At 60.2% G+C, this 18765-nt stretch carries 16 protein-coding genes; 11 read left to right on the top strand and 5 right to left on the bottom strand.

The window, feature by feature from the left end; translation table 11 throughout:
* Positions 1-119: 119 nt before the first annotated feature.
* From ACP7D9_RS22130 to ACP7D9_RS22110, 5 genes are all read right to left on the bottom strand, one after another.
* Complete coding sequence (locus ACP7D9_RS22130) at positions 120-1046, bottom strand: GGDEF domain-containing protein (RefSeq protein WP_426159616.1); 927 nt, start codon at positions 1044-1046, stop codon at positions 120-122.
* Between the two features lie 361 nt (positions 1047-1407).
* Entirely contained in the window at positions 1408-2148 is a 741-nt protein-coding gene (locus ACP7D9_RS22125; RefSeq protein WP_426159615.1) for a YciK family oxidoreductase, read from the bottom strand.
* A gap of 28 nt (positions 2149-2176) precedes the next feature.
* Positions 2177-2848, bottom strand: a complete 672-nt coding sequence (mupP, locus tag ACP7D9_RS22120) for an N-acetylmuramic acid 6-phosphate phosphatase MupP (RefSeq protein WP_016770929.1) — start codon at positions 2846-2848, stop codon at positions 2177-2179.
* Positions 2849-2852: 4 nt separating this feature from the next.
* Positions 2853-3551 (bottom strand): bifunctional 2-polyprenyl-6-hydroxyphenol methylase/3-demethylubiquinol 3-O-methyltransferase UbiG, encoded by a 699-nt coding sequence (ubiG, locus tag ACP7D9_RS22115; RefSeq protein ID WP_093435309.1) that lies wholly within the window; start codon positions 3549-3551, stop codon positions 2853-2855.
* A gap of 58 nt (positions 3552-3609) precedes the next feature.
* Positions 3610-4944: a TRZ/ATZ family hydrolase gene (locus tag ACP7D9_RS22110; RefSeq protein ID WP_312999878.1), complete on the bottom strand. Its 1335-nt coding sequence runs from the start codon at positions 4942-4944 to the stop codon at positions 3610-3612.
* A 108-nt stretch (positions 4945-5052) separates the two neighbouring features.
* On the opposite strand from ACP7D9_RS22110, the gene mtnA reads away from it, so the two are divergent.
* From mtnA to ACP7D9_RS22055, 11 genes are all read left to right on the top strand, one after another.
* On the top strand, positions 5053-6129 hold the full coding sequence (gene mtnA / locus ACP7D9_RS22105) for an S-methyl-5-thioribose-1-phosphate isomerase (protein ID WP_039760044.1): 1077 nt from the start codon (positions 5053-5055) through the stop codon (positions 6127-6129).
* Positions 6130-6577: 448 nt separating this feature from the next.
* Positions 6578-9232: a DNA gyrase subunit A gene (gene gyrA, locus ACP7D9_RS22100; RefSeq protein ID WP_426159614.1), complete on the top strand. Its 2655-nt coding sequence runs from the start codon at positions 6578-6580 to the stop codon at positions 9230-9232.
* Positions 9233-9462: 230 nt separating this feature from the next.
* Positions 9463-10548, top strand: a complete 1086-nt coding sequence (serC, locus tag ACP7D9_RS22095; protein ID WP_426159613.1) for a 3-phosphoserine/phosphohydroxythreonine transaminase — start codon at positions 9463-9465, stop codon at positions 10546-10548.
* Positions 10548-11642, top strand: a complete 1095-nt coding sequence (gene pheA / locus ACP7D9_RS22090) for a prephenate dehydratase (protein ID WP_016770924.1) — start codon at positions 10548-10550, stop codon at positions 11640-11642. Before serC ends, pheA begins: the two co-directional genes overlap by 1 nt.
* 12 nt (positions 11643-11654) lie before the next feature.
* Complete coding sequence (gene hisC, locus ACP7D9_RS22085; protein ID WP_016770923.1) at positions 11655-12767, top strand: histidinol-phosphate transaminase; 1113 nt, start codon at positions 11655-11657, stop codon at positions 12765-12767.
* A gap of 28 nt (positions 12768-12795) precedes the next feature.
* Entirely contained in the window at positions 12796-15003 is a 2208-nt protein-coding gene (locus ACP7D9_RS22080) for a bifunctional prephenate dehydrogenase/3-phosphoshikimate 1-carboxyvinyltransferase (RefSeq protein WP_426159654.1), read from the top strand.
* On the top strand, positions 15000-15689 hold the full coding sequence (gene cmk / locus ACP7D9_RS22075) for a (d)CMP kinase (RefSeq protein WP_024013869.1): 690 nt from the start codon (positions 15000-15002) through the stop codon (positions 15687-15689). The genes ACP7D9_RS22080 and cmk overlap by 4 nt, the downstream gene beginning before the upstream one ends.
* 119 nt (positions 15690-15808) lie before the next feature.
* Positions 15809-17494, top strand: coding sequence for a 30S ribosomal protein S1 (gene rpsA / locus ACP7D9_RS22070; RefSeq protein ID WP_016770920.1), 1686 nt, complete (start codon positions 15809-15811; stop codon positions 17492-17494).
* A 192-nt stretch (positions 17495-17686) separates the two neighbouring features.
* The gene (locus ACP7D9_RS22065; RefSeq protein ID WP_101155395.1) at positions 17687-17965 is read left to right on the top strand and encodes a hypothetical protein; all 279 of its coding nucleotides are present in this window, start codon (positions 17687-17689) and stop codon (positions 17963-17965) included.
* A 153-nt stretch (positions 17966-18118) separates the two neighbouring features.
* Complete coding sequence (ihfB, locus tag ACP7D9_RS22060) at positions 18119-18415, top strand: integration host factor subunit beta (RefSeq protein ID WP_007950920.1); 297 nt, start codon at positions 18119-18121, stop codon at positions 18413-18415.
* 30 nt (positions 18416-18445) lie between these two features.
* Complete coding sequence (locus ACP7D9_RS22055) at positions 18446-18685, top strand: LapA family protein (RefSeq protein ID WP_312999881.1); 240 nt, start codon at positions 18446-18448, stop codon at positions 18683-18685.
* Positions 18686-18765: the final 80 nt, after the last annotated feature.

Genomic DNA, 18765 nt, shown 5'->3' with positions numbered 1-18765 from the left:
CTCAGGAAAAACATGTAGCAAATGTGGGAGCGGGCTTGCTCGCGGATGCGTAAGGTCATTCAACGGATTCGTTGTCTGGCAGACCGCATTCGCGAGCAAGCCCGCTCCCACGATTATTTTCAGCCAGCCATTGCCAGCCGATTACGCCCCTCGCGCTTTGCAACATAGAGCGCACTGTCGGCCCGGCGCAGCAAACTGTCCGCCGACTCGCCCGGCAACAGCGTCGAGCATCCCAGGCTTACGGTGATCTCGATCAATTGGCCATCGGCAAAATATTCCCCTGACTGCGTCGCCTGGCGCAAACGCTCACCGACCATCGCCGCCGCTTCGCGTCCGGTGTTGGAGAGCAGGATCAGAAACTCCTCGCCACCATAACGAAACACCATGTCGACGTTGCGCAGCTGCGCCTTGATCGATGCTGCAATAGCTTTGAGCACATCATCACCAGCGCCATGACCGTGTTCGTCATTGACCCGTTTGAAGTGGTCGATGTCGAGCATCAGCACTGACAGCGGCTGCGCATGCCGGCGCGACATGTCGATCTCGCGCTGCAAGGTCTGCTCCATGGCCACACGGTTGCCGGCGCCGGTCAGAGGATCGCGCAAAGCGCTTTGGGTTGCGGCGCGATAGAGCAGGGCGTTGCGCATCGGGTACAGCAAGCAGGACAGCAGTGACTCGAGTTCGCCCTGTTCCTTGTCGTTGAAACGCTGATTGCGGCGAAACACCAGCTCGCCCATGTGCTCACCTTCGTGGCTCAGGGTGTAGCTGACCGGATGATGGCCGCGCGTGCCGAACTCCAGACGCAGGTCACTGGCCTGATGCACATAGCTGAGGGCATCCAGCGGCACCAGGCGTTGGATTTCACGAAAGAACAGGCCAAGGATGCGTTGTGGCTCAAGGCTGGTTTGCAGCTGCAGGCTCATTTGCTGACGAAGTTGCGCCAGGCTGGTCGGGCGCTCGATCCGCGCCGGCAGTTGACCGAAGCCCAGGCGCTGCAATTTGGCACTGTCAAAGTCAATTGCATGGGTCTGGGAAGGCGATTTCATATGGCGTGAGCCCCTAAGCAGTAAGTCTGTCTTACAGGCTGGGTGAGAGCGGCTATGGGCTGCGCGTCGTACTGATCCATCAGTCCCGTAGGACGTTTGGCCTAAGTTTAGTCTGCCGCAAGACGATCAGTCAGCTATCGAAATCGGCGTTGCCCCATGGCCATCACACGGCATGTTTTGAGGGAATTTAGAGCGAAACACGTGCCATTCGGTTCGATTTTATTTAAAGCTTTTTGAATCAATGACTTGCTGGCGGCTGCGGAACTGCCGCGCTGGATAATTGGCGGCGGCGCGAAGCTAATGATCAACAATGACTTGCCGCGACAGCATTCTGCCGCGGCAACAAATGCGACGTATGGCGTTATTGGGCGTTGAAAGCCTGGCCGTTAACGCCCGCGCTGTCGGGGCCCATCAAGTACAGATAGACCGGCATGATCTCCTGCGGCGTCGGGTTGCTCAGCGGGTTTTCCCCCGGATACGCCTGGGCGCGCATGCTGGTGCGAGTGCCGCCTGGGTTGATGCTGTTGGAGCGCACCGGCGCAACACCCTCGACTTCGTCGGCAAGGGTTTGCATCAGGCCTTCGGTGGCGAATTTCGACACACCGTAAGCGCCCCAGTACGCACGACCCTTACGCCCGACGCTGCTGGAAGTGAATACCACCGAGGCGTCCTGCGAGAGCTTGAGCAGTGGCAGCAGGGTGCTGGTCAGCATGAACATTGCGTTGACGTTGACCTGCATGACGCGCATGAAGTTTTCGCCGGAGAGCTGTTCGATTGGCGTGCGCGGACCGATGATCGAAGCGTTGTGCAACAGGCCATCGAGGTGGCCGAACTCGGTTTCGATCATCGCTGCCAGCTCATCGTACTGATGGGGCAGGGCGGTCTCGAGGTTGAACGGTATCACCGCCGGTTGTGGATGGCCGGCGGCCTCGATTTCGTCGTAGACCTCGGTCAGGTTGGCTTCGGTCTTGCCCAGCAGCAACACGGTCGCGCCGTGAGCGGCGTAAGTCTTGGCTGCAGCCGCGCCGATGCCGCGCCCGGCACCGGTAACCAGAATGACCCGATCCTTCAGCAGTTCAGGGCGAGCGGTGTAATCAAACATAAAACCCTCATAGTCCTTTTGATTCTGATCAGCAGCTGCACAGCGCGCTGTCGAGCACCTTGCGCAACTCCAGCGGGTGATCCACCACCACGTCCGCGCCCCAGTGGCGCGGGTTGTCGTCGGGGTGAATGTAGCCGTAGGTCACCGCAGCGGTCTTGGTGCCGGCGTCGCGACCCGACTCGATATCGCGCAGATCATCGCCGATAAACAGTACCGTCGACGGATCCAGATCAAGCATCTTGCACGCGAGGATCAATGGCTCCGGATCCGGCTTGCTGTTCTTCACGTGATCGGGGCAGATCAGCAGCGCCGAACGCTCGGCCAGCCCCAGGCGTTGCATGATCGGCTCGGCGAAGCGCACCGGTTTGTTGGTGACCACGCCCCAGATCAGGTTGGCTTTCTCGATATCGGCGAGCAGTTCGCCCATGCCGTCGAACAATTTGCTGTGCACCGCGCAACCAACCAGATAACGCTCGAGAAACTCCAGGCGCAGCTCTTCGAAGCCTGGCGATTCCGGGTCCATCGAGAACGTCACTGCAACCATCGCCTTGGCGCCGCCGGAAATCTCGTCGCGGATATGCTTGTCGTTGATCGGCGGCAAACCACGATCGGCGCGCATCGCCTGGCAGATGGCGATGAAGTCCGGCGCGGTGTCGAGCAGCGTGCCGTCCATGTCGAAAAGTACCGCTCTGATGGCCATCGGCTTATTCCTCGCGCAGGGTCTGGATCATGTAGTTGACGTCGACGTCACTGGCCAGCTTGTAGTGTTTGGTCAGCGGGTTGTAGGTCAGGCCGATGATGTCCTTGACGGTCAGGCCGGCCATGCGGCTCCAGGCGCCGAGCTCGGACGGGCGGATGAACTTCTTGAAATCGTGAGTGCCGCGCGGCAGCAGCTTCATGATGTATTCGGCGCCGATGATTGCGAACAGGTACGCCTTCGGGTTGCGGTTGATGGTCGAGAAGAACACCTGGCCGCCCGGCTTGACCATGCGGAAGCAGGCGCGGATCACCGAGGATGGATCCGGCACGTGCTCGAGCATTTCCAGGCAGGTTACGACGTCGAACTGCTCGGGCATTTCTTCGGCGAGGGCTTCGGCGGTGATCTGGCGATATTCGACGCTGACCCCGGATTCCAGCTGATGCAGTTGTGCAACCGCCAGCGGCGCTTCGCCCATGTCGATACCCATCACCGTGGCGCCGCGCTGAGCCATGGCCTCGCTGAGGATGCCGCCGCCGCAGCCGACGTCGAGGACTTTCTTGCCGGCCAGATTGACCCGTTCGTCAATCCAGTTGACGCGCAGCGGGTTGATGTCGTGCAGCGGCTTGAATTCGCTTTCGCGGTCCCACCAGCGATGGGCCAGGGCCTCGAATTTGGCGATTTCGGCGTGGTCGACGTTGCTCATGTTCAATTCCTCGAAAAACCTGAAAAGGGCTGTAGCCGCGAATATTGCGCCGCGGTGTTTACGATTCGGTGTGGCCGCTGATGCGCTGGCCCCAGTGGCGGGCGGTCTCGCCCAGCTGTTGTTCGTCCATGCGGGTCAGCCGGCGCTCGTCGAGCAGTTGCTTGCCGGCGACCCACAGATGTTTCACGCAATCGCGACCGGTGGCGTAGATCAGCTGCGACACCGGGTCATACACCGGTTGCTGCGCCAGGCCGGACAGGTCGAAGGCGACGATGTCCGCGGCTTTGCCGATCTCCAGCGAGCCGACCTGCGCTTCGATCCCCAGCGCACGCGCGCCATTGAGGGTGGCCATGCGCAAGGCGCGATGGGCGTCCAGCGCGGTGGCGGAACCGGCGACGGCTTTGGCCAGCAGAGCGGCGGTGCGGGTTTCGCCGAGCAGATCAAGATCATTGTTACTCGCCGCGCCATCGGTACCGACGGCCACATTGACCCCAGCCTGCCACAAACGCTCGACCGGGCAGAAGCCGCTGGCCAGTTTGAGATTGGATTCCGGGCAGTGGATCACGCTGCTGTTGCTTTCTACCAGCAGCGCCAGGTCGTCATCGCTGATCTGGGTCATGTGCACGGCCTGGAAGCGCGGGCCGAGCAGGCCAAGACGAGCGAGGCGCGCCAGTGGCCGCTCGCCGGTTTGCTCCACGGCCTGCTGCACTTCGAAAGCGGTCTCGTGCACGTGCATGTGGATCGCGGCGTCCAGCTCCTCGGCGATCACCCTGATTTTCTCAAGGTTCTCATCGCCGACGGTGTAGGGTGCATGAGGACCGAAAGTGATCTTGATGCGCTCGTGGTGCTTGAGATCGCCGAACAGCTCGACGCCCTGACGAATGGCTTCGTCGGCGCTGCTGGCGCCGGGGATCGGGAAATCGAGAATCGGAATGGCGATTTGCGCGCGGATGCCGCTGTTGTGCACGCGCTCGCTGGCGACTTTCGGGAAGAAGTACATGTCCGAGAAACAGGTGATCCCGCCCTTGATCTGCTCGGCGATGGCTAGATCGGTGCCGTCGCGGACGAACGCTTCATCGACCCATTTGCCCTCGGCCGGCCAGATATGATTTTCCAGCCAGGTCATCAACGGCAGGTCATCGGCCAGGCCACGGAACAGCGTCATCGCCGCGTGGCCGTGGGCGTTGATCAGGCCGGGGGCGAGCAGCACATCCGGCAATTCACGGATTTCAGTCGCGTTACACTTCAGCGCTTCGGCGCGCGGGCCGATAAACACGATGCAACCATCACGGATGCCCAGACCGTGGTCCTTGAGTACCACGCCTGCAGGTTCGACGGGGACCAGCCAGGTCGGCAGCAATAACAGGTCGAGCGCAATGGCAGGTTTCGGCATCGAGGGTCGGTTCCAGTGCTTTTGTAAAGGATGGCGAAGTATACCCGAGCGTCTTCGCGGGGGGATCGCTATAATCGGCGGCTTTTGTTCATGAGTGCGGGGTGTGGGATGCGCGATCGACTGTTGGCTGCGGAGAAAGTAAAGGCCATCGATTGGCGTGATGGCGCGCTGCACCTGCTGGATCAGCGTATTTTGCCGTTCGAGGAAACCTGGATCGCCTACACCAGCGCCGCCGGCGTGGCCGAGGCGATTCGCTCGATGGTCGTGCGTGGCGCGCCGGCCATCGGCATCAGCGCAGCGTACGGCATCGTCCTCGCGGCGCGAGCGCGGATTGCCGAGGGCGGCGACTGGTACGCGGCGCTGGAAGAGGATTTCGCCTTGCTGGCCGATTCCCGTCCGACCGCGGTGAATCTGTTCTGGGCGCTGGGCCGCATGCACGATCGTCTGGATCGGCTGAAAAGCAATGCCGATCCGCTGGCGGCGCTGGAAGCCGAAGCCGTCGCCATTCACGAAAGCGATCGCGAAGCCAACCTGACCATGGCGCAACTCGGCGTCGACCTGATCCGCAAACATCAGGGCAATGCTCAAGCAATTCTCACCCATTGCAACACTGGCGCCCTGGCCACCGGCGGTTTCGGCACCGCGCTGGGCGTGATCCGCGCGGCTTATATAGAAGGCATGGTCGAACGCGTCTACGCCGACGAAACCCGGCCGTGGCTGCAGGGCTCGCGCCTGACTGCATGGGAGCTGGCCAACGAAGGCATCCCGGTGACCCTGAACGCCGACTCCGCCGCCGCGCACATCATGAAAACCAAAGGCGTGACCTGGGTGATCGTCGGCGCTGACCGCATCACCGCCAACGGCGATGTCGCCAACAAGATCGGCACCTATCAACTGGCAGTGAACGCCATGCACCACGGCGTGCGCTTCATGGTGGTGGCACCGAGCTCGACCATCGACATGAATCTTGCCAGCGGCGATGACATTCCGATCGAAGAGCGTGATGGCGCCGAGTTGCTGGAAGTCGGCGGCAAGCGCGTCGGTGCGGACGTTGAGGCGTTCAACCCGGTGTTTGATGTAACGCCTGCTGACCTCATCGATGCGATCGTCACCGAGAAAGGCATCGTCGAACGCCCGGACACCGCGAAAATGGCCCAACTGATGTGCCGCAAGCGCCTGCATTGATGCGGTGATATTCAGTGTAGGAGCTGCCGAAGGCTCGGGCCGCGATCGGACGATCTTTTGATCTTGCTTTTTAGAGGTCAGGATCAAAAGATCGCAGCCTTCGGCAGCTCCTACAAGTGTGCGTCCCCCTAAAAGTCAATAAACATCGCTAATCCAAGCCACAAATCTGCATTCAACGAAGCTCTGAGCCTCTCTCGTCCCCCTCAAGCCTGTCATCAGTCAACTAACTATGCTCCATGCGCATCTGGGGGATAGGTGCGTGGCGGCCTTTGTGATAACATCCGGCGTTTTCCGAGGCGGCTCCACGGAGCTGTCTTCACTGCGCAAATCCGCGATCCAATGTTGATTTGTCGTAAGTCGGCGCATGGCACTCGGCCGGCCCCGACGAGCTTCGTTGCTCCCACATGGAAATGACGAAGTTTCACCAGAAAAAGGAATCAGGCTTCTCATGGGCGAACTGGCCAAAGAAATCCTCCCGGTCAATATCGAAGACGAGCTGAAACAGTCCTACCTCGACTACGCGATGAGCGTGATCGTCGGCCGTGCACTGCCGGATGCGCGCGATGGCCTCAAGCCCGTGCACCGTCGCGTACTGTTCGCGATGAGCGAGCTGGGCAACGACTACAACAAGCCGTACAAGAAATCTGCCCGTGTCGTCGGCGACGTGATCGGTAAGTATCACCCGCACGGTGACACTGCCGTGTACGACACCATCGTTCGTATGGCCCAGCCTTTCTCCCTGCGCTACCTGCTGGTCGACGGCCAGGGCAACTTCGGTTCGGTCGACGGCGACAACGCCGCGGCCATGCGATACACCGAAGTGCGCATGACCAAGCTGGCGCACGAGCTGCTGGCTGACCTGCATAAAGAAACCGTGGACTGGGTGCCGAACTACGACGGCACCGAACTGATCCCGGCGGTCATGCCGACCCGCGTACCGAACCTGCTGGTCAACGGTTCCAGCGGTATCGCCGTAGGCATGGCGACCAACATCCCGCCGCACAACCTCGGTGAAGTCATCGACGGTTGCCTGGCCCTCATCGACAACCCCGAGCTGACCGTCGATGAGCTGATGCAATACATTCCCGGTCCGGACTTCCCGACCGCCGCGATCATCAACGGTCGCGCAGGCATCATCGAAGCCTACCGTACCGGTCGCGGACGCATTTACATGCGCGCCCGCTCGATCATCGAAGACATCGACAAGGTCGGTGGCCGTCAGCAGATCGTCATCACCGAACTGCCTTACCAGTTGAACAAGGCGCGTCTGATCGAGAAGATCGCCGAGCTGGTCAAGGAGAAGAAGCTCGAAGGCATCACCGAGCTGCGCGACGAGTCCGACAAGGACGGTATGCGCGTCGTGATCGAACTGCGTCGCGGCGAAGTGCCTGAGGTGATCCTCAACAACCTCTACGCCCAGACCCAGCTGCAATCGGTATTCGGCATCAACATCGTCGCGCTGATCGACGGCCGCCCGCGTATCCTCAACCTCAAGGATCTGCTGGAAGCCTTCGTCCGTCACCGTCGCGAAGTGGTTACCCGCCGTACCGTGTTCGAACTGCGCAAGGCGCGCGAGCGTGGGCACATTCTCGAAGGCCAGGCCGTTGCCCTGTCGAACATCGACCCGGTGATCGCCCTGATCAAGGCTTCGCCAACGCCGTCGGAAGCCAAGGAAGCGCTGATCAGCACGCCTTGGGAATCCTCCGCTGTGGTGGCGATGGTTGAACGTGCCGGTGCCGATTCGTGCCGTCCGGAAAACCTCGATCCGCAATACGGTCTGCGCGAAGGCAAGTACTTCCTCTCGCCGGAACAGGCACAAGCGATTCTCGAACTGCGCCTGCACCGTCTGACCGGCCTGGAGCACGAGAAGCTGCTGGCCGAGTACCAGGAGATCCTCAACCAGATCGGCGAGCTGATCCGCATTCTCAACAGCGCCGTGCGCCTGATGGAAGTGATCCGCGAAGAGCTGGAAGTGATCCGCGCCGAATACGGCGACGTGCGCCGCACCGAAATTCTCGATGCCCGTCTCGACCTGACCCTGGGTGACATGATCCCGGAAGAAGAACGCGTCGTGACCATCTCCCACGGTGGCTACGCCAAGACCCAGCCGCTGGCTGCGTACCAGGCTCAGCGTCGTGGCGGCAAAGGCAAATCGGCTACCGGCGTCAAGGACGAGGACTACATCGCTCACCTACTGGTCGCCAACAGCCACACCACGCTGCTGCTGTTCTCCAGCAAGGGCAAGGTGTACTGGCTCAAGACCTACGAGATTCCGGAAGCCTCCCGCGCGGCCCGTGGCCGTCCGCTGGTCAACCTGCTGCCGCTGGATGACGGTGAATACATCACCACCATGCTTCCGGTCGAGGAATACACCGAAGGTCACTACATCTTCATGGCCACCGCCAACGGCACCGTGAAGAAGACCCCGCTGGAATCCTTCAGCCGTCAGCGCAGCGTTGGCCTGATCGCGCTGGAGCTGGACGAAGGCGACGTGCTGATCTCCGCAGCCATTACCGATGGCGAGCGTGAAGTGATGCTGTTCTCCGACGGCGGCAAGGTCACCCGCTTCAAAGAGTCCGACGTACGTGCCATGGGCCGTACCGCTCGCGGCGTGCGCGGCATGCGTCTGCCGGAAGGGCAGAAGCTGATTTCCATGCTGATCCCGGAAGAAGGCAGCCAGATCCTCACCGCTTCGGCGCGTGGTTATGGCAAGCGCACCGCGATCACCGAGTTCCCTGAGTACAAGCGTGGCGGTCAGGGCGTGATCGCCATGGTCAGCAACGAGCGTAACGGCCGTCTGGTCGGCGCGGTACAGGTGCTCGACGGCGAAGAAATCATGCTGATCTCCGATCAGGGCACCCTGGTGCGTACCCGTGTCGACGAAGTGTCGAGCCTGGGCCGTAACACCCAGGGTGTAACGCTGATCAAACTGGCCAAGGATGAAACGCTGGTCGGGCTGGAGCGGGTTCAGGAGCCTTCGGAAATCGAAGGAGAAGAGCTCGAAGGTGAAGAGGGCGAGGAGTTCGCAGGCACCGTCGGTATCGACGACGCCGCAGACGACCAGCAACTCGACGCCGCAGCTGACGAAGAGCCGCAGGAATAAGCGGACAAACGAGGGGGCGGATGAGAATTCGCCCCCTTGTTATTTGTCCTGTTTGAAATTTGAATCACCCACAGGACTCGGTGTGGGAGCGGGCTTGCTCGCGAAGACGGACTGACATCCGATGACGATGTCGCCTGATCTACCGCTTTCGCGAGCAAGCCCGCTCCCGCATTGAATCCGTGTTGGCTGATGATGTAATGCGTTACCACCAAATCAGAGCGAGATTGGATGTGAGCAAGCGAGCCTATAACTTCTGCGCCGGTCCGGCGGCGCTGCCTGAAGCTGTCCTGCAGCGCGCCCAGGTTGAACTCCTTGATTGGCACGGCAAGGGTCTGTCGGTCATGGAAATGAGCCATCGCAGTGATGAGTTCGTGTCCATCGCCACCCAGGCCGAGCAGGATCTGCGTGACCTGCTGAATATCCCGTCGAACTACAAAGTGCTGTTTCTGCAGGGCGGCGCCAGCCAGCAGTTCGCACAGATCCCGCTGAACCTGTTGCCTGAGGGCGGCTCGGCCGACTACATCGACACCGGTATCTGGTCGCAGAAAGCCATCGAAGAAGCCTCGCGCTACGGTCACGTCAACGTTGCCGCCACCGCCAAGCCTTACGACTATTTCGCCATTCCCGGCCAGAACGAGTGGAATCTGTCCAAAGACGCCGCTTACGTTCACTACGCGCCGAACGAAACCATCGGCGGCCTGGAATTCCAGTGGATCCCGCAAACCGGTGACGTGCCGCTGGTGGCCGACATGTCTTCCGACATCCTCTCGCGCCCGGTCGACATCTCGCGTTTCGGCATGATCTACGCCGGCGCGCAGAAGAACATCGGCCCGAGCGGCATCGTCGTCAACATCATCCGCGAAGACCTGCTCGGCAAGGCCCGCTCGCTGTGCCCGACCATGCTCAACTACAAGGTCGCGGCCGATAACGGCTCGATGTACAACACCCCGCCGACCCTGGCCTGGTACTTGTCCGGTCTGGTGTTCCAGTGGCTGAAAGAGCAGGGCGGTGTCGAAGCAATCGCCAAACTCAACGACGTCAAGCAACGCACCCTGTACGACTTCATCGACGCCAGCGGCCTCTACAGCAACCCGATCAACAAGTCGGATCGCTCGTGGATGAACGTACCGTTCCGTCTGGCTGACGATCGTCTGGACAAGCCGTTCCTCGCCGGTGCCGACGAGCGCGGTCTGCTCAACCTCAAAGGCCACCGCTCGGTGGGCGGCATGCGCGCCTCCATCTACAACGCCGTCGACATCACCGCGGTCAACGCGCTGGTGGCCTACATGGCGGAATTCGAGAAGGAACACGGCTGATGTCCGAGCAAGAACTCAAGGCACTGCGCGTTCGCATTGACGCTCTGGACACCAAAGTCCTCGAGCTGATCAGTGAGCGTGCGCGTTGCGCCCAGGAAGTCGCCCGCGTGAAGATGGCCTCGCTGGCCGAAGGCGAAGTGCCGGTGTTCTATCGTCCCGAGCGCGAAGCTCAGGTGCTCAAGCGGGTGATGGAGCGCAATCAGGGGCCGCTGGGTAACGAGGAGATGGCGCGGCTGTTCCGCGAAATCATGTCCTCGTGCCTGGCGCTGGAGCAGCCGCTGAAAGTGGCTTACCTCGGTCCTGAAGGCACCTTCACTCAAGCGGCAGCGATGAAGCATTTCGGCCACGCGGTGATCAGCAAGCCGATGGCGGCGATCGACGAAGTGTTCCGCGAAGTGGCGGCCGGTGCGGTGAATTTCGGCGTAGTGCCGGTCGAAAACTCCACCGAAGGTGCGGTCAATCACACGCTGGACAGCTTCCTTGAACACGACATGGTGATCTGCGGCGAAGTCGAGCTGCGCATCCACCATCATCTGCTGGTCGGCGAAAACACCAAGACCGACAGTATCAGCCGCATCTATTCCCACGCGCAGTCGCTGGCCCAGTGCCGAAAGTGGCTGGACGCGCATTACCCGAATGTCGAGCGCGTCGCGGTGTCGAGCAACGCCGAAGCGGCCAAACGGGTCAAGGGCGAGTGGAATTCGGCGGCGATTGCTGGCGACATGGCAGCGGGCCTGTATGGTCTGACGCGACTGGCCGAGAAAATCGAGGATCGCCCGGACAACTCCACGCGCTTCCTGATGATCGGTAACCAGGAAGTGCCGCCGACCGGCGACGACAAGACCTCGATCATCGTGTCCATGAGCAACAAACCCGGCGCGCTGCACGAGCTGCTGGTGCCGTTCCACGACAATGGCATCGACCTGACCCGCATCGAAACCCGTCCGTCGCGCAGCGGCAAATGGACGTACGTGTTCTTCATCGACTTCGTCGGCCACCACCGCGATCCGTTGATCAAAGGTGTGCTGGAAAAGATCAGTCAGGAAGCAGTAGCACTCAAAGTGCTGGGTTCCTACCCGAAAGCAGTTCTCTAAGGGCGGTAGCAAATGAGTGGCAACTTCCTCGCTCTGGCACAGCCGGGCGTGCAACAACTTTCGCCGTACGTTCCGGGCAAGCCCGTGGACGAACTGGCGCGCGAGCTGGATCTGGATCCGGCAAAAATCGTCAAACTGGCGAGCAACGAAAATCCGCTGGGCGCCAGCCCAAAAGCCTTGGCGGCGATTCGCGAAGAGCTGGCCGAGCTGACCCGCTACCCGGACGGCAATGGTTTCGCCCTGAAATCGCTGCTCGCCGAACAGTGCCGCGTCGAGCTGAATCAGGTCACGCTGGGCAATGGCTCCAACGACATTCTTGAGCTGGTCGCCCGTGCCTATCTGGCGCCGGGCCTGAATGCCGTGTTCAGCGAGCACGCTTTCGCGGTATATCCGATCGCGACTCAAGCGGTCGGCGCGCAAGCCAAAGTGGTTCCGGCCAAGGATTGGGGGCACGATCTGCCAGCAATGCTCGCGGCAATCGATGCCAACACCCGCGTGGTCTTCATTGCCAACCCGAACAACCCGACCGGCACCTGGTTCGGCGCTGAAGCGCTGGACGAGTTCCTGCAGGACGTTCCCGAGCATGTGCTGGTAGTCCTCGACGAGGCTTACATCGAGTACGCCGAAGGCAGCGACTTGCCGGACGGTCTCGACTTCCTCGCCGCATACCCGAACCTGCTGGTGTCGCGCACCTTCTCCAAGGCCTATGGTCTGGCCGCGCTGCGCGTCGGTTATGGCTTGTCGACACCTGTGGTGGCGGACGTGCTGAACCGCGTTCGTCAGCCGTTCAACGTCAACAGCCTCGCGCTGGCGGCGGCGTGTGCGGCGCTGAAGGACGAGGAATATCTGGCGCAAAGCCGTCAGCTCAACGAATCCGGCATGCAGCAGTTGCAGGCGGGTTTCCGCGAGCTGGGGTTGGGCTGGATCGAGTCCAAAGGCAACTTCATCTGCGTCGATCTTGGCCAGGTCGCGGCGCCGATTTTTCAGGGCCTGCTGCGCGAAGGCGTGATCGTGCGTCCGGTGGCCAATTACGGCATGCCGAACCACTTGCGCGTGACCATCGGTCTGCCAGCAGAAAACAGCCGTTTCCTCGAGGCGCTGCGCAAGGTTCTGGCTCGTGGTTGATGTCACTGCGCTGCAACCTGCTGCACCTATGATCGGTCGCCTTGTGGTGGTCGGTCTGGGGTTGATCGGTGGTTCGTTTGCCAAGGGTTTGCGTGAAAGCGGCCTGTGCCGTGAAGTGGTCGGCGTCGATCTGGATCCGCAATCGCGCAAACTGGCTGTCGAGTTGGGTGTGGTTGATCGCTGTGAAGACGATTTGGCCGTAGCTTGCGTCGGTGCCGATGTGATTCAGCTGGCGGTGCCGATTCTGGCCATGGAAAAACTGCTCGCGCGTCTGGCGGGTATGGATCTGGGGCAGGCGATTCTTACGGATGTCGGCAGCGCCAAAGGCAACGTCGTGCGCGCCGCGACCGAAGCGTTCGGCGGCATGCCGGCGCGTTTCGTCCCGGGGCACCCGATTGCAGGTTCCGAGCAGAGCGGGGTGGAAGCCTCCAACGCCGAGCTGTTCCGCCGGCACAAGGTGATCCTGACGCCGCTGGAGCAAACCGATCCTGCCGCGCTGGCGGTGGTCGATCGCCTGTGGCGCGAACTGGGCGCCGATGTCGAGCACATGCAGGTCGAGCGGCACGACGAAGTGCTGGCCGCGACCAGTCATCTGCCGCACCTGCTGGCCTTCGGTCTGGTCGATTCGTTGGCCAAGCGCAATGAAAATCTGGAGATCTTCCGTTACGCTGCCGGTGGTTTTCGCGATTTCACAAGAATCGCCGGAAGCGACCCGGTGATGTGGCACGACATCTTCCTCGCCAACCGCGAGGCTGTCCTGCGCACACTCGATACATTTCGCAGCGACCTCGACGCCTTGCGCGACGCGGTCGATGCAGGGGATGGGCACCAATTGTTGGGCGTTTTCACGCGCGCCCGGGTTGCCCGCGAGCATTTCAGTAAAATCCTGGCCCGCAGGGCCTATGTGGACGCTATGAATTCCAACGATCTGATCTTCCTGGCTCAACCTGGTGGCCGCCTGTCCGGTCGGATTCGCGTACCGGGTGACAAATCGATTTCCCACCGTTCGATCATGCTCGGCTCGCTGGCCGAAGGCGTCACCGAAGTCGAAGGCTTCCTCGAGGGCGAAGACGCCCTGGCGACCTTGCAGGCGTTTCGCGACATGGGCGTGGTTATCGAAGGCCCACACCACGGCCGCGTGACCATCCATGGTGTCGGTCTGCACGGCCTGAAACCTGCGCCGGGCCCGATCTATCTGGGTAATTCGGGCACTTCGATGCGTCTGCTTTCCGGCCTGTTGGCTGCGCAGAACTTCGACAGTGTCCTGACGGGTGATGCCTCGCTTTCGAAGCGCCCGATGAACCGCGTGGCCAATCCGCTGCGGGAAATGGGCGCCGTGATCGAGACCGCCGCCGAAGGTCGTCCGCCGATGACCATTCGCGGTGGCCACAAGCTCAAGGGCCTGACTTACACCATGCCGATGGCCAGCGCCCAGGTGAAATCCTGCCTGCTGCTCGCCGGTCTCTACGCCGAAGGCAAGACCACCGTGACCGAGCCGGCACCGACCCGCGACCACACCGAACGCATGCTGCGTGGCTTCGGGTACCCGGTCAGTGTCGACGGCGCCACGGCTTCGGTCGAGTCTGGCGGCAAGCTCACCGCGACCCACATCGAAGTGCCGGGCGATATCTCGTCGTCGGCGTTCTTCCTGGTCGCAGCTTCGATTGCCGAGGGTTCGGAGCTGGTGCTCGAGCACGTCGGCATCAATCCGACCCGTACTGGCGTCATCGACATCCTGCGCCTGATGGGCGCTGACATCACTCTGGAAAACCAGCGCGAGGTTGGCGGCGAGCCGGTGGCTGACTTGCGCGTACGGGCAGCTAGACTCAAAGGTATCGAGATTCCGGAAGAACTGGTGCCCCTGGCCATCGACGAATTCCCGGTACTGTTCGTTGCGGCTGCGTGTGCCGAAGGGCGTACCGTGCTGACCGGCGCTGAAGAGCTGCGGGTCAAGGAATCCGACCGGATTCAGGTCATGGCGGACGGCTTGCTGGCGCTGGGCGTCAAATGCGAACCGACTCCGGACGGCATCATCATCGACGGCGGCCAGATCGGCGGCGGGGAAGTGCACGGTCACGGCGACCACCGTATCGCCATGGCTTTCAGCGTCGCCTCGTTGCGCGCTAACGCACCGATCCGCATCCATGATTGCGCCAACGTCGCGACCTCGTTCCCCAACTTCCTCGCGCTGTGCGGGCAAGTCGGCATTCGTGTGGCACAAGAGGCTCAGTCGTGAAAAACATTGCACCGGTCATCACCATCGATGGGCCAAGCGGCTCCGGCAAAGGCACGGTCGCCGGGATTCTGGCCAAGCGTCTGGGCTGGAACCTGCTGGATTCCGGTGCGCTTTATCGATTGCTCGCGTTTGCTGCGCACAACCATGGCGTCGATCTGACCAATGAAGAGTTGCTGAAGACATTGGCCGCTCATCTGGATGTGCAGTTCATCGCGGCGACCGAAGGTCAGCTGCAGCGGATCATTCTGGAAGGCGACGAAGTCAGTGATGTCATCCGCACCGAAAGCGTCGGTTCCGGCGCTTCGCAAGTGGCTGCGCTGCCCGCCGTGCGCGAGGCGCTGCTGCAGCGCCAGCGTGCGTTCCAGGAAGCGCCGGGCCTGGTGGCCGACGGTCGCGACATGGGCACGGTGGTTTTTCCGGACGCACCGCTGAAGATTTTCCTCACCGCCAGTGCCGAGGAGCGGGCGCGCCGTCGATATTTGCAGTTGAAGGGCAAAGTCGAGGGTGTTAGTCTGTCGAGTCTGCTAGATGAGATCCGTGCGCGCGATGAGCGTGACACCCAGCGCGCAGTAGCCCCGCTCAAGCCGGCGGCCGACGCGATTCAGCTGGATTCCACGGAGCTTTCCATCGATCAGGTGCTTGAACGCATCATGAGCGAGATCGCCATTCGCGATATCGCCGGGTGACCAAGAGGGCCGCAGGGGACCAGTCATAGTCCTGCGGTGCTTCTTTTAAATGAAACTAACCCACACCGTCTGGGGTGTGGAGATGGGCGTTTTCTTCGCCCTCATCTACAGGAATTAAAATGAGCGAAAGCTTTGCGGAACTCTTTGAAGAAAGCCTGAAAACCCTGAACCTTCAGGCAGGCTCCATCATCACCGGTGTTATCGTTGATATCGATTACCAGGCTCGCTGGGTAACCGTTCACGCTGGTCTGAAGTCTGAAGCACTCATCCCGCTTGAGCAGTTCTACAACGATGCTGGCGAACTGAACATCAACGTTGGTGATGAAGTTCACGTTGCTCTGGATTCGGTTGAAGACGGCTTTGGCGAAACCAAGCTGTCCCGTGAAAAAGCCAAGCGCGCTGAATGCTGGATCGTTCTGGAAGCAGCCTTCGCAGCCGAGGAAGTGGTCAAGGGCGTTATCAACGGTAAGGTTAAAGGCGGCTTCACTGTCGACGTTAACGGCATCCGTGCGTTCCTGCCAGGTTCCCTGGTTGACGTTCGTCCAGTGCGCGACACCACGCACCTGGAAGGCAAAGAGCTGGAATTCAAGGTCATCAAGCTGGATCAGAAACGCAACAACGTTGTCGTTTCCCGTCGTAGCGTCCTCGAAGCCGAGAACTCCGCCGAGCGTGAAGCTCTGCTGGAATCCCTGCAGGAAGGCCAGCAAGTCAAAGGTATCGTCAAAAACCTCACCGATTACGGCGCATTCGTCGATCTGGGTGGCGTGGACGGCCTGCTGCACATCACCGACATGGCCTGGAAGCGCATCAAGCATCCTTCCGAGATCGTCAACGTTGGTGACGAAATCGACGTCAAGGTTCTGAAATACGATCGCGAACGCAACCGTGTTTCCCTGGGCCTGAAGCAACTGGGCGAAGATCCATGGGTTGCTATCAAAGCCCGTTACCCAGAAGGCACTCGCGTTACCGCTCGTGTAACCAACCTGACCGACTACGGCTGCTTCGCTGAGCTGGAAGAAGGCGTTGAAGGTCTGGTACACGTTTCGGAAATGGACTGGACCAACAAGAACATCCACCCTTCGAAAGTCGTACAAGTCGGCGACGAAGTGGAAGTCATGGTTCTGGACATCGACGAAGAGCGTCGTCGTATCTCCCTGGGCATCAAGCAGTGCAAGTCGAACCCATGGGAAGACTTCTCTGGCCAGTTCAACAAGGGCGACAAGATCTCCGGCACCATCAAGTCGATCACCGATTTCGGTATCTTCATTGGTCTGGACGGCGGCATCGACGGTCTGGTTCACCTGTCCGACATCTCCTGGAACGAAGTGGGCGAAGAAGCCGTACGTCGCTTCAAGAAGGGCGACGAGCTGGACACCGTCATCCTGTCGGTTGACCCAGAGCGCGAGCGCATCTCCCTGGGCATCAAGCAACTGGAAAGCGATCCGTTCTCCGAGTACGTCTCGGTTAACGACAAGGGCGCTATCGTGACCGGTACCGTGAAAGAAGTTGACGCCAAAGGCGCCATCATCGTTCTGGCCGACGACATCGAAGCTACCCTGAAAGCCTCCGAAATCAGCCGTGACCGCGTTGAAGACGCGCGCAACGTTCTGAAAGAAGGCCAGGAAGTTGAAGCCAAGATCATCAGCGTTGATCGCAAGAGCCGCGTAATCCAGCTCTCGATCAAGTCGAAAGACGATGCTGAAGAGAAAGAAGCCATCCAGAGCCTGAAAGCAGCTCCGGAAGGCGAAGCAGCTGACACCACTATGGCGGCACTGCTGCGTCAAGCAATGGCCAAACAGAACTGAGTTCTGCTTGATCATTAAAAAGGGCGACTTCGGTCGCCCTTTTTTGTGCCTGCGATTTGCCTCTTGTACGTTCGTGCATGAAACCAATGGCTTCGCTTGCGGGTCTGTTTCTTTAATCGGATCAATCGCCTATTCGCGACTAAGCTTGGTCTTGAGCATTAGTCGCCAGGCTTGCCTGGCATAAGGAAGTGGATGAACAAGTTACTTGTTGTTGCAGTGGTCTTGGCGCTCGCAGGGTGTACCACCAGTGCGAAAACCCATGCGGTGCGCGGCGTCAGTGGTATCGAGGTCGACTGTTCCGGGCTGGGCTCCGGCTGGGAAAAGTGCCAGAAGCGTGCAGCGAAGGAGTGCAAAGGCAAGGGCTACAAGGTCATCACTCGGTCGGATGATGCGAAAGATGAAGACGACTATCCGTTCGGCTTCAATCCCGCAGGCTTCGTAACCCGGACCATGTTAGTGATGTGTCGTTAGGACAGCGGCTATCCGACTCGCCAATGAAGTGCCCTGAAAATGTGCGTTTTGACGACAGGAAAGATATGTCAATCCCTGGGCTGTTCAAAATCTTCCGGGCATGCTAAAACCTTTCAAGCGCTGATCTAGCTGCTTGAAAAAGAAGGGAAAAATATGACGAAGTCGGAGTTGATCGAACGAATTGTCACCCATCAAGGGCTACTCTCATCCAAGGATGTGGAGCTGGCCATCAAGACCATGCTTGAACAAATGTCTCAGTGCCTCGCCACCGGTGATCGTATCGAGATCCGTGGATTTGGCAGCTTCTCCCTGCACTACCGCGCACCACGTGTCGGCCGCAATCCAAAGACTGGTCAGTCTGTCAGTCTGGACGGTAAATTCGTTCCGCATTTCAAGCCGGGCAAGGAATTGCGTGACCGCGTGAATGAGGAAGAGGAGGAGGGCGCTTGATCTTCGCTATTCAAATTCAAGGGGGCGTGAATGCGTAACCTGAAACGCATACTGCTTGGCGTTTTTCTTCTGCTGATGGTTCTGATTGTTCTGGCGTTTGTGCTTGAAAACCAGCAATCGGTTTCGCTTTTGTTTCTGGGTTTTTCCGGCCCGCAGTTGCCGGTGTCGGTTATTACCGTATTGGCGTTGCTGATTGGTATGCTGATCGGACCTCTATTGGGCTGGTTTCTGGGGCGTACGACCAGAGCGACTCGCAAACGACTGATCTGAAAATGTCAGGCGCACGGCATCTGTCGAAATTGCGCCTCAGCCTGTCTTTATCCATTAGTAAAAGCATCATTAAGCTGTAA

Source organism: Pseudomonas sp. TSRC2-2 (genome assembly GCF_049897785.1).
Classification (GTDB): domain Bacteria; phylum Pseudomonadota; class Gammaproteobacteria; order Pseudomonadales; family Pseudomonadaceae; genus Aquipseudomonas.
This window is presented reverse-complemented; position numbering and strand designations above follow the sequence as displayed.

Bases quoted from the DNA above. Each gene is read 5' to 3' on its own strand.
- ACP7D9_RS22130 (WP_426159616.1), bottom strand. From the start codon at position 1,046: ATGAAATCGCCTTCCCAGACCCATGCAATTGACTTTGACAGTGCCAAA.
- ACP7D9_RS22125 (WP_426159615.1), bottom strand. From the start codon at position 2,148: ATGTTTGATTACACCGCTCGCCCTGAACTGCTGAAGGATCGGGTCATT.
- mupP (WP_016770929.1), bottom strand. From the start codon at position 2,848: ATGGCCATCAGAGCGGTACTTTTCGACATGGACGGCACGCTGCTCGAC.
- ubiG (WP_093435309.1), bottom strand. From the start codon at position 3,551: ATGAGCAACGTCGACCACGCCGAAATCGCCAAATTCGAGGCCCTGGCC.
- ACP7D9_RS22110 (WP_312999878.1), bottom strand. From the start codon at position 4,944: ATGCCGAAACCTGCCATTGCGCTCGACCTGTTATTGCTGCCGACCTGG.
- mtnA (WP_039760044.1), top strand. From the start codon at position 5,053: ATGCGCGATCGACTGTTGGCTGCGGAGAAAGTAAAGGCCATCGATTGG.
- gyrA (WP_426159614.1), top strand. From the start codon at position 6,578: ATGGGCGAACTGGCCAAAGAAATCCTCCCGGTCAATATCGAAGACGAG.
- pheA (WP_016770924.1), top strand. From the start codon at position 10,548: ATGTCCGAGCAAGAACTCAAGGCACTGCGCGTTCGCATTGACGCTCTG.
- hisC (WP_016770923.1), top strand. From the start codon at position 11,655: ATGAGTGGCAACTTCCTCGCTCTGGCACAGCCGGGCGTGCAACAACTT.
- ACP7D9_RS22080 (WP_426159654.1), top strand. From the start codon at position 12,796: ATGATCGGTCGCCTTGTGGTGGTCGGTCTGGGGTTGATCGGTGGTTCG.
- rpsA (WP_016770920.1), top strand. From the start codon at position 15,809: ATGAGCGAAAGCTTTGCGGAACTCTTTGAAGAAAGCCTGAAAACCCTG.
- ACP7D9_RS22065 (WP_101155395.1), top strand. From the start codon at position 17,687: ATGAACAAGTTACTTGTTGTTGCAGTGGTCTTGGCGCTCGCAGGGTGT.
- ihfB (WP_007950920.1), top strand. From the start codon at position 18,119: ATGACGAAGTCGGAGTTGATCGAACGAATTGTCACCCATCAAGGGCTA.
- ACP7D9_RS22055 (WP_312999881.1), top strand. From the start codon at position 18,446: ATGCGTAACCTGAAACGCATACTGCTTGGCGTTTTTCTTCTGCTGATG.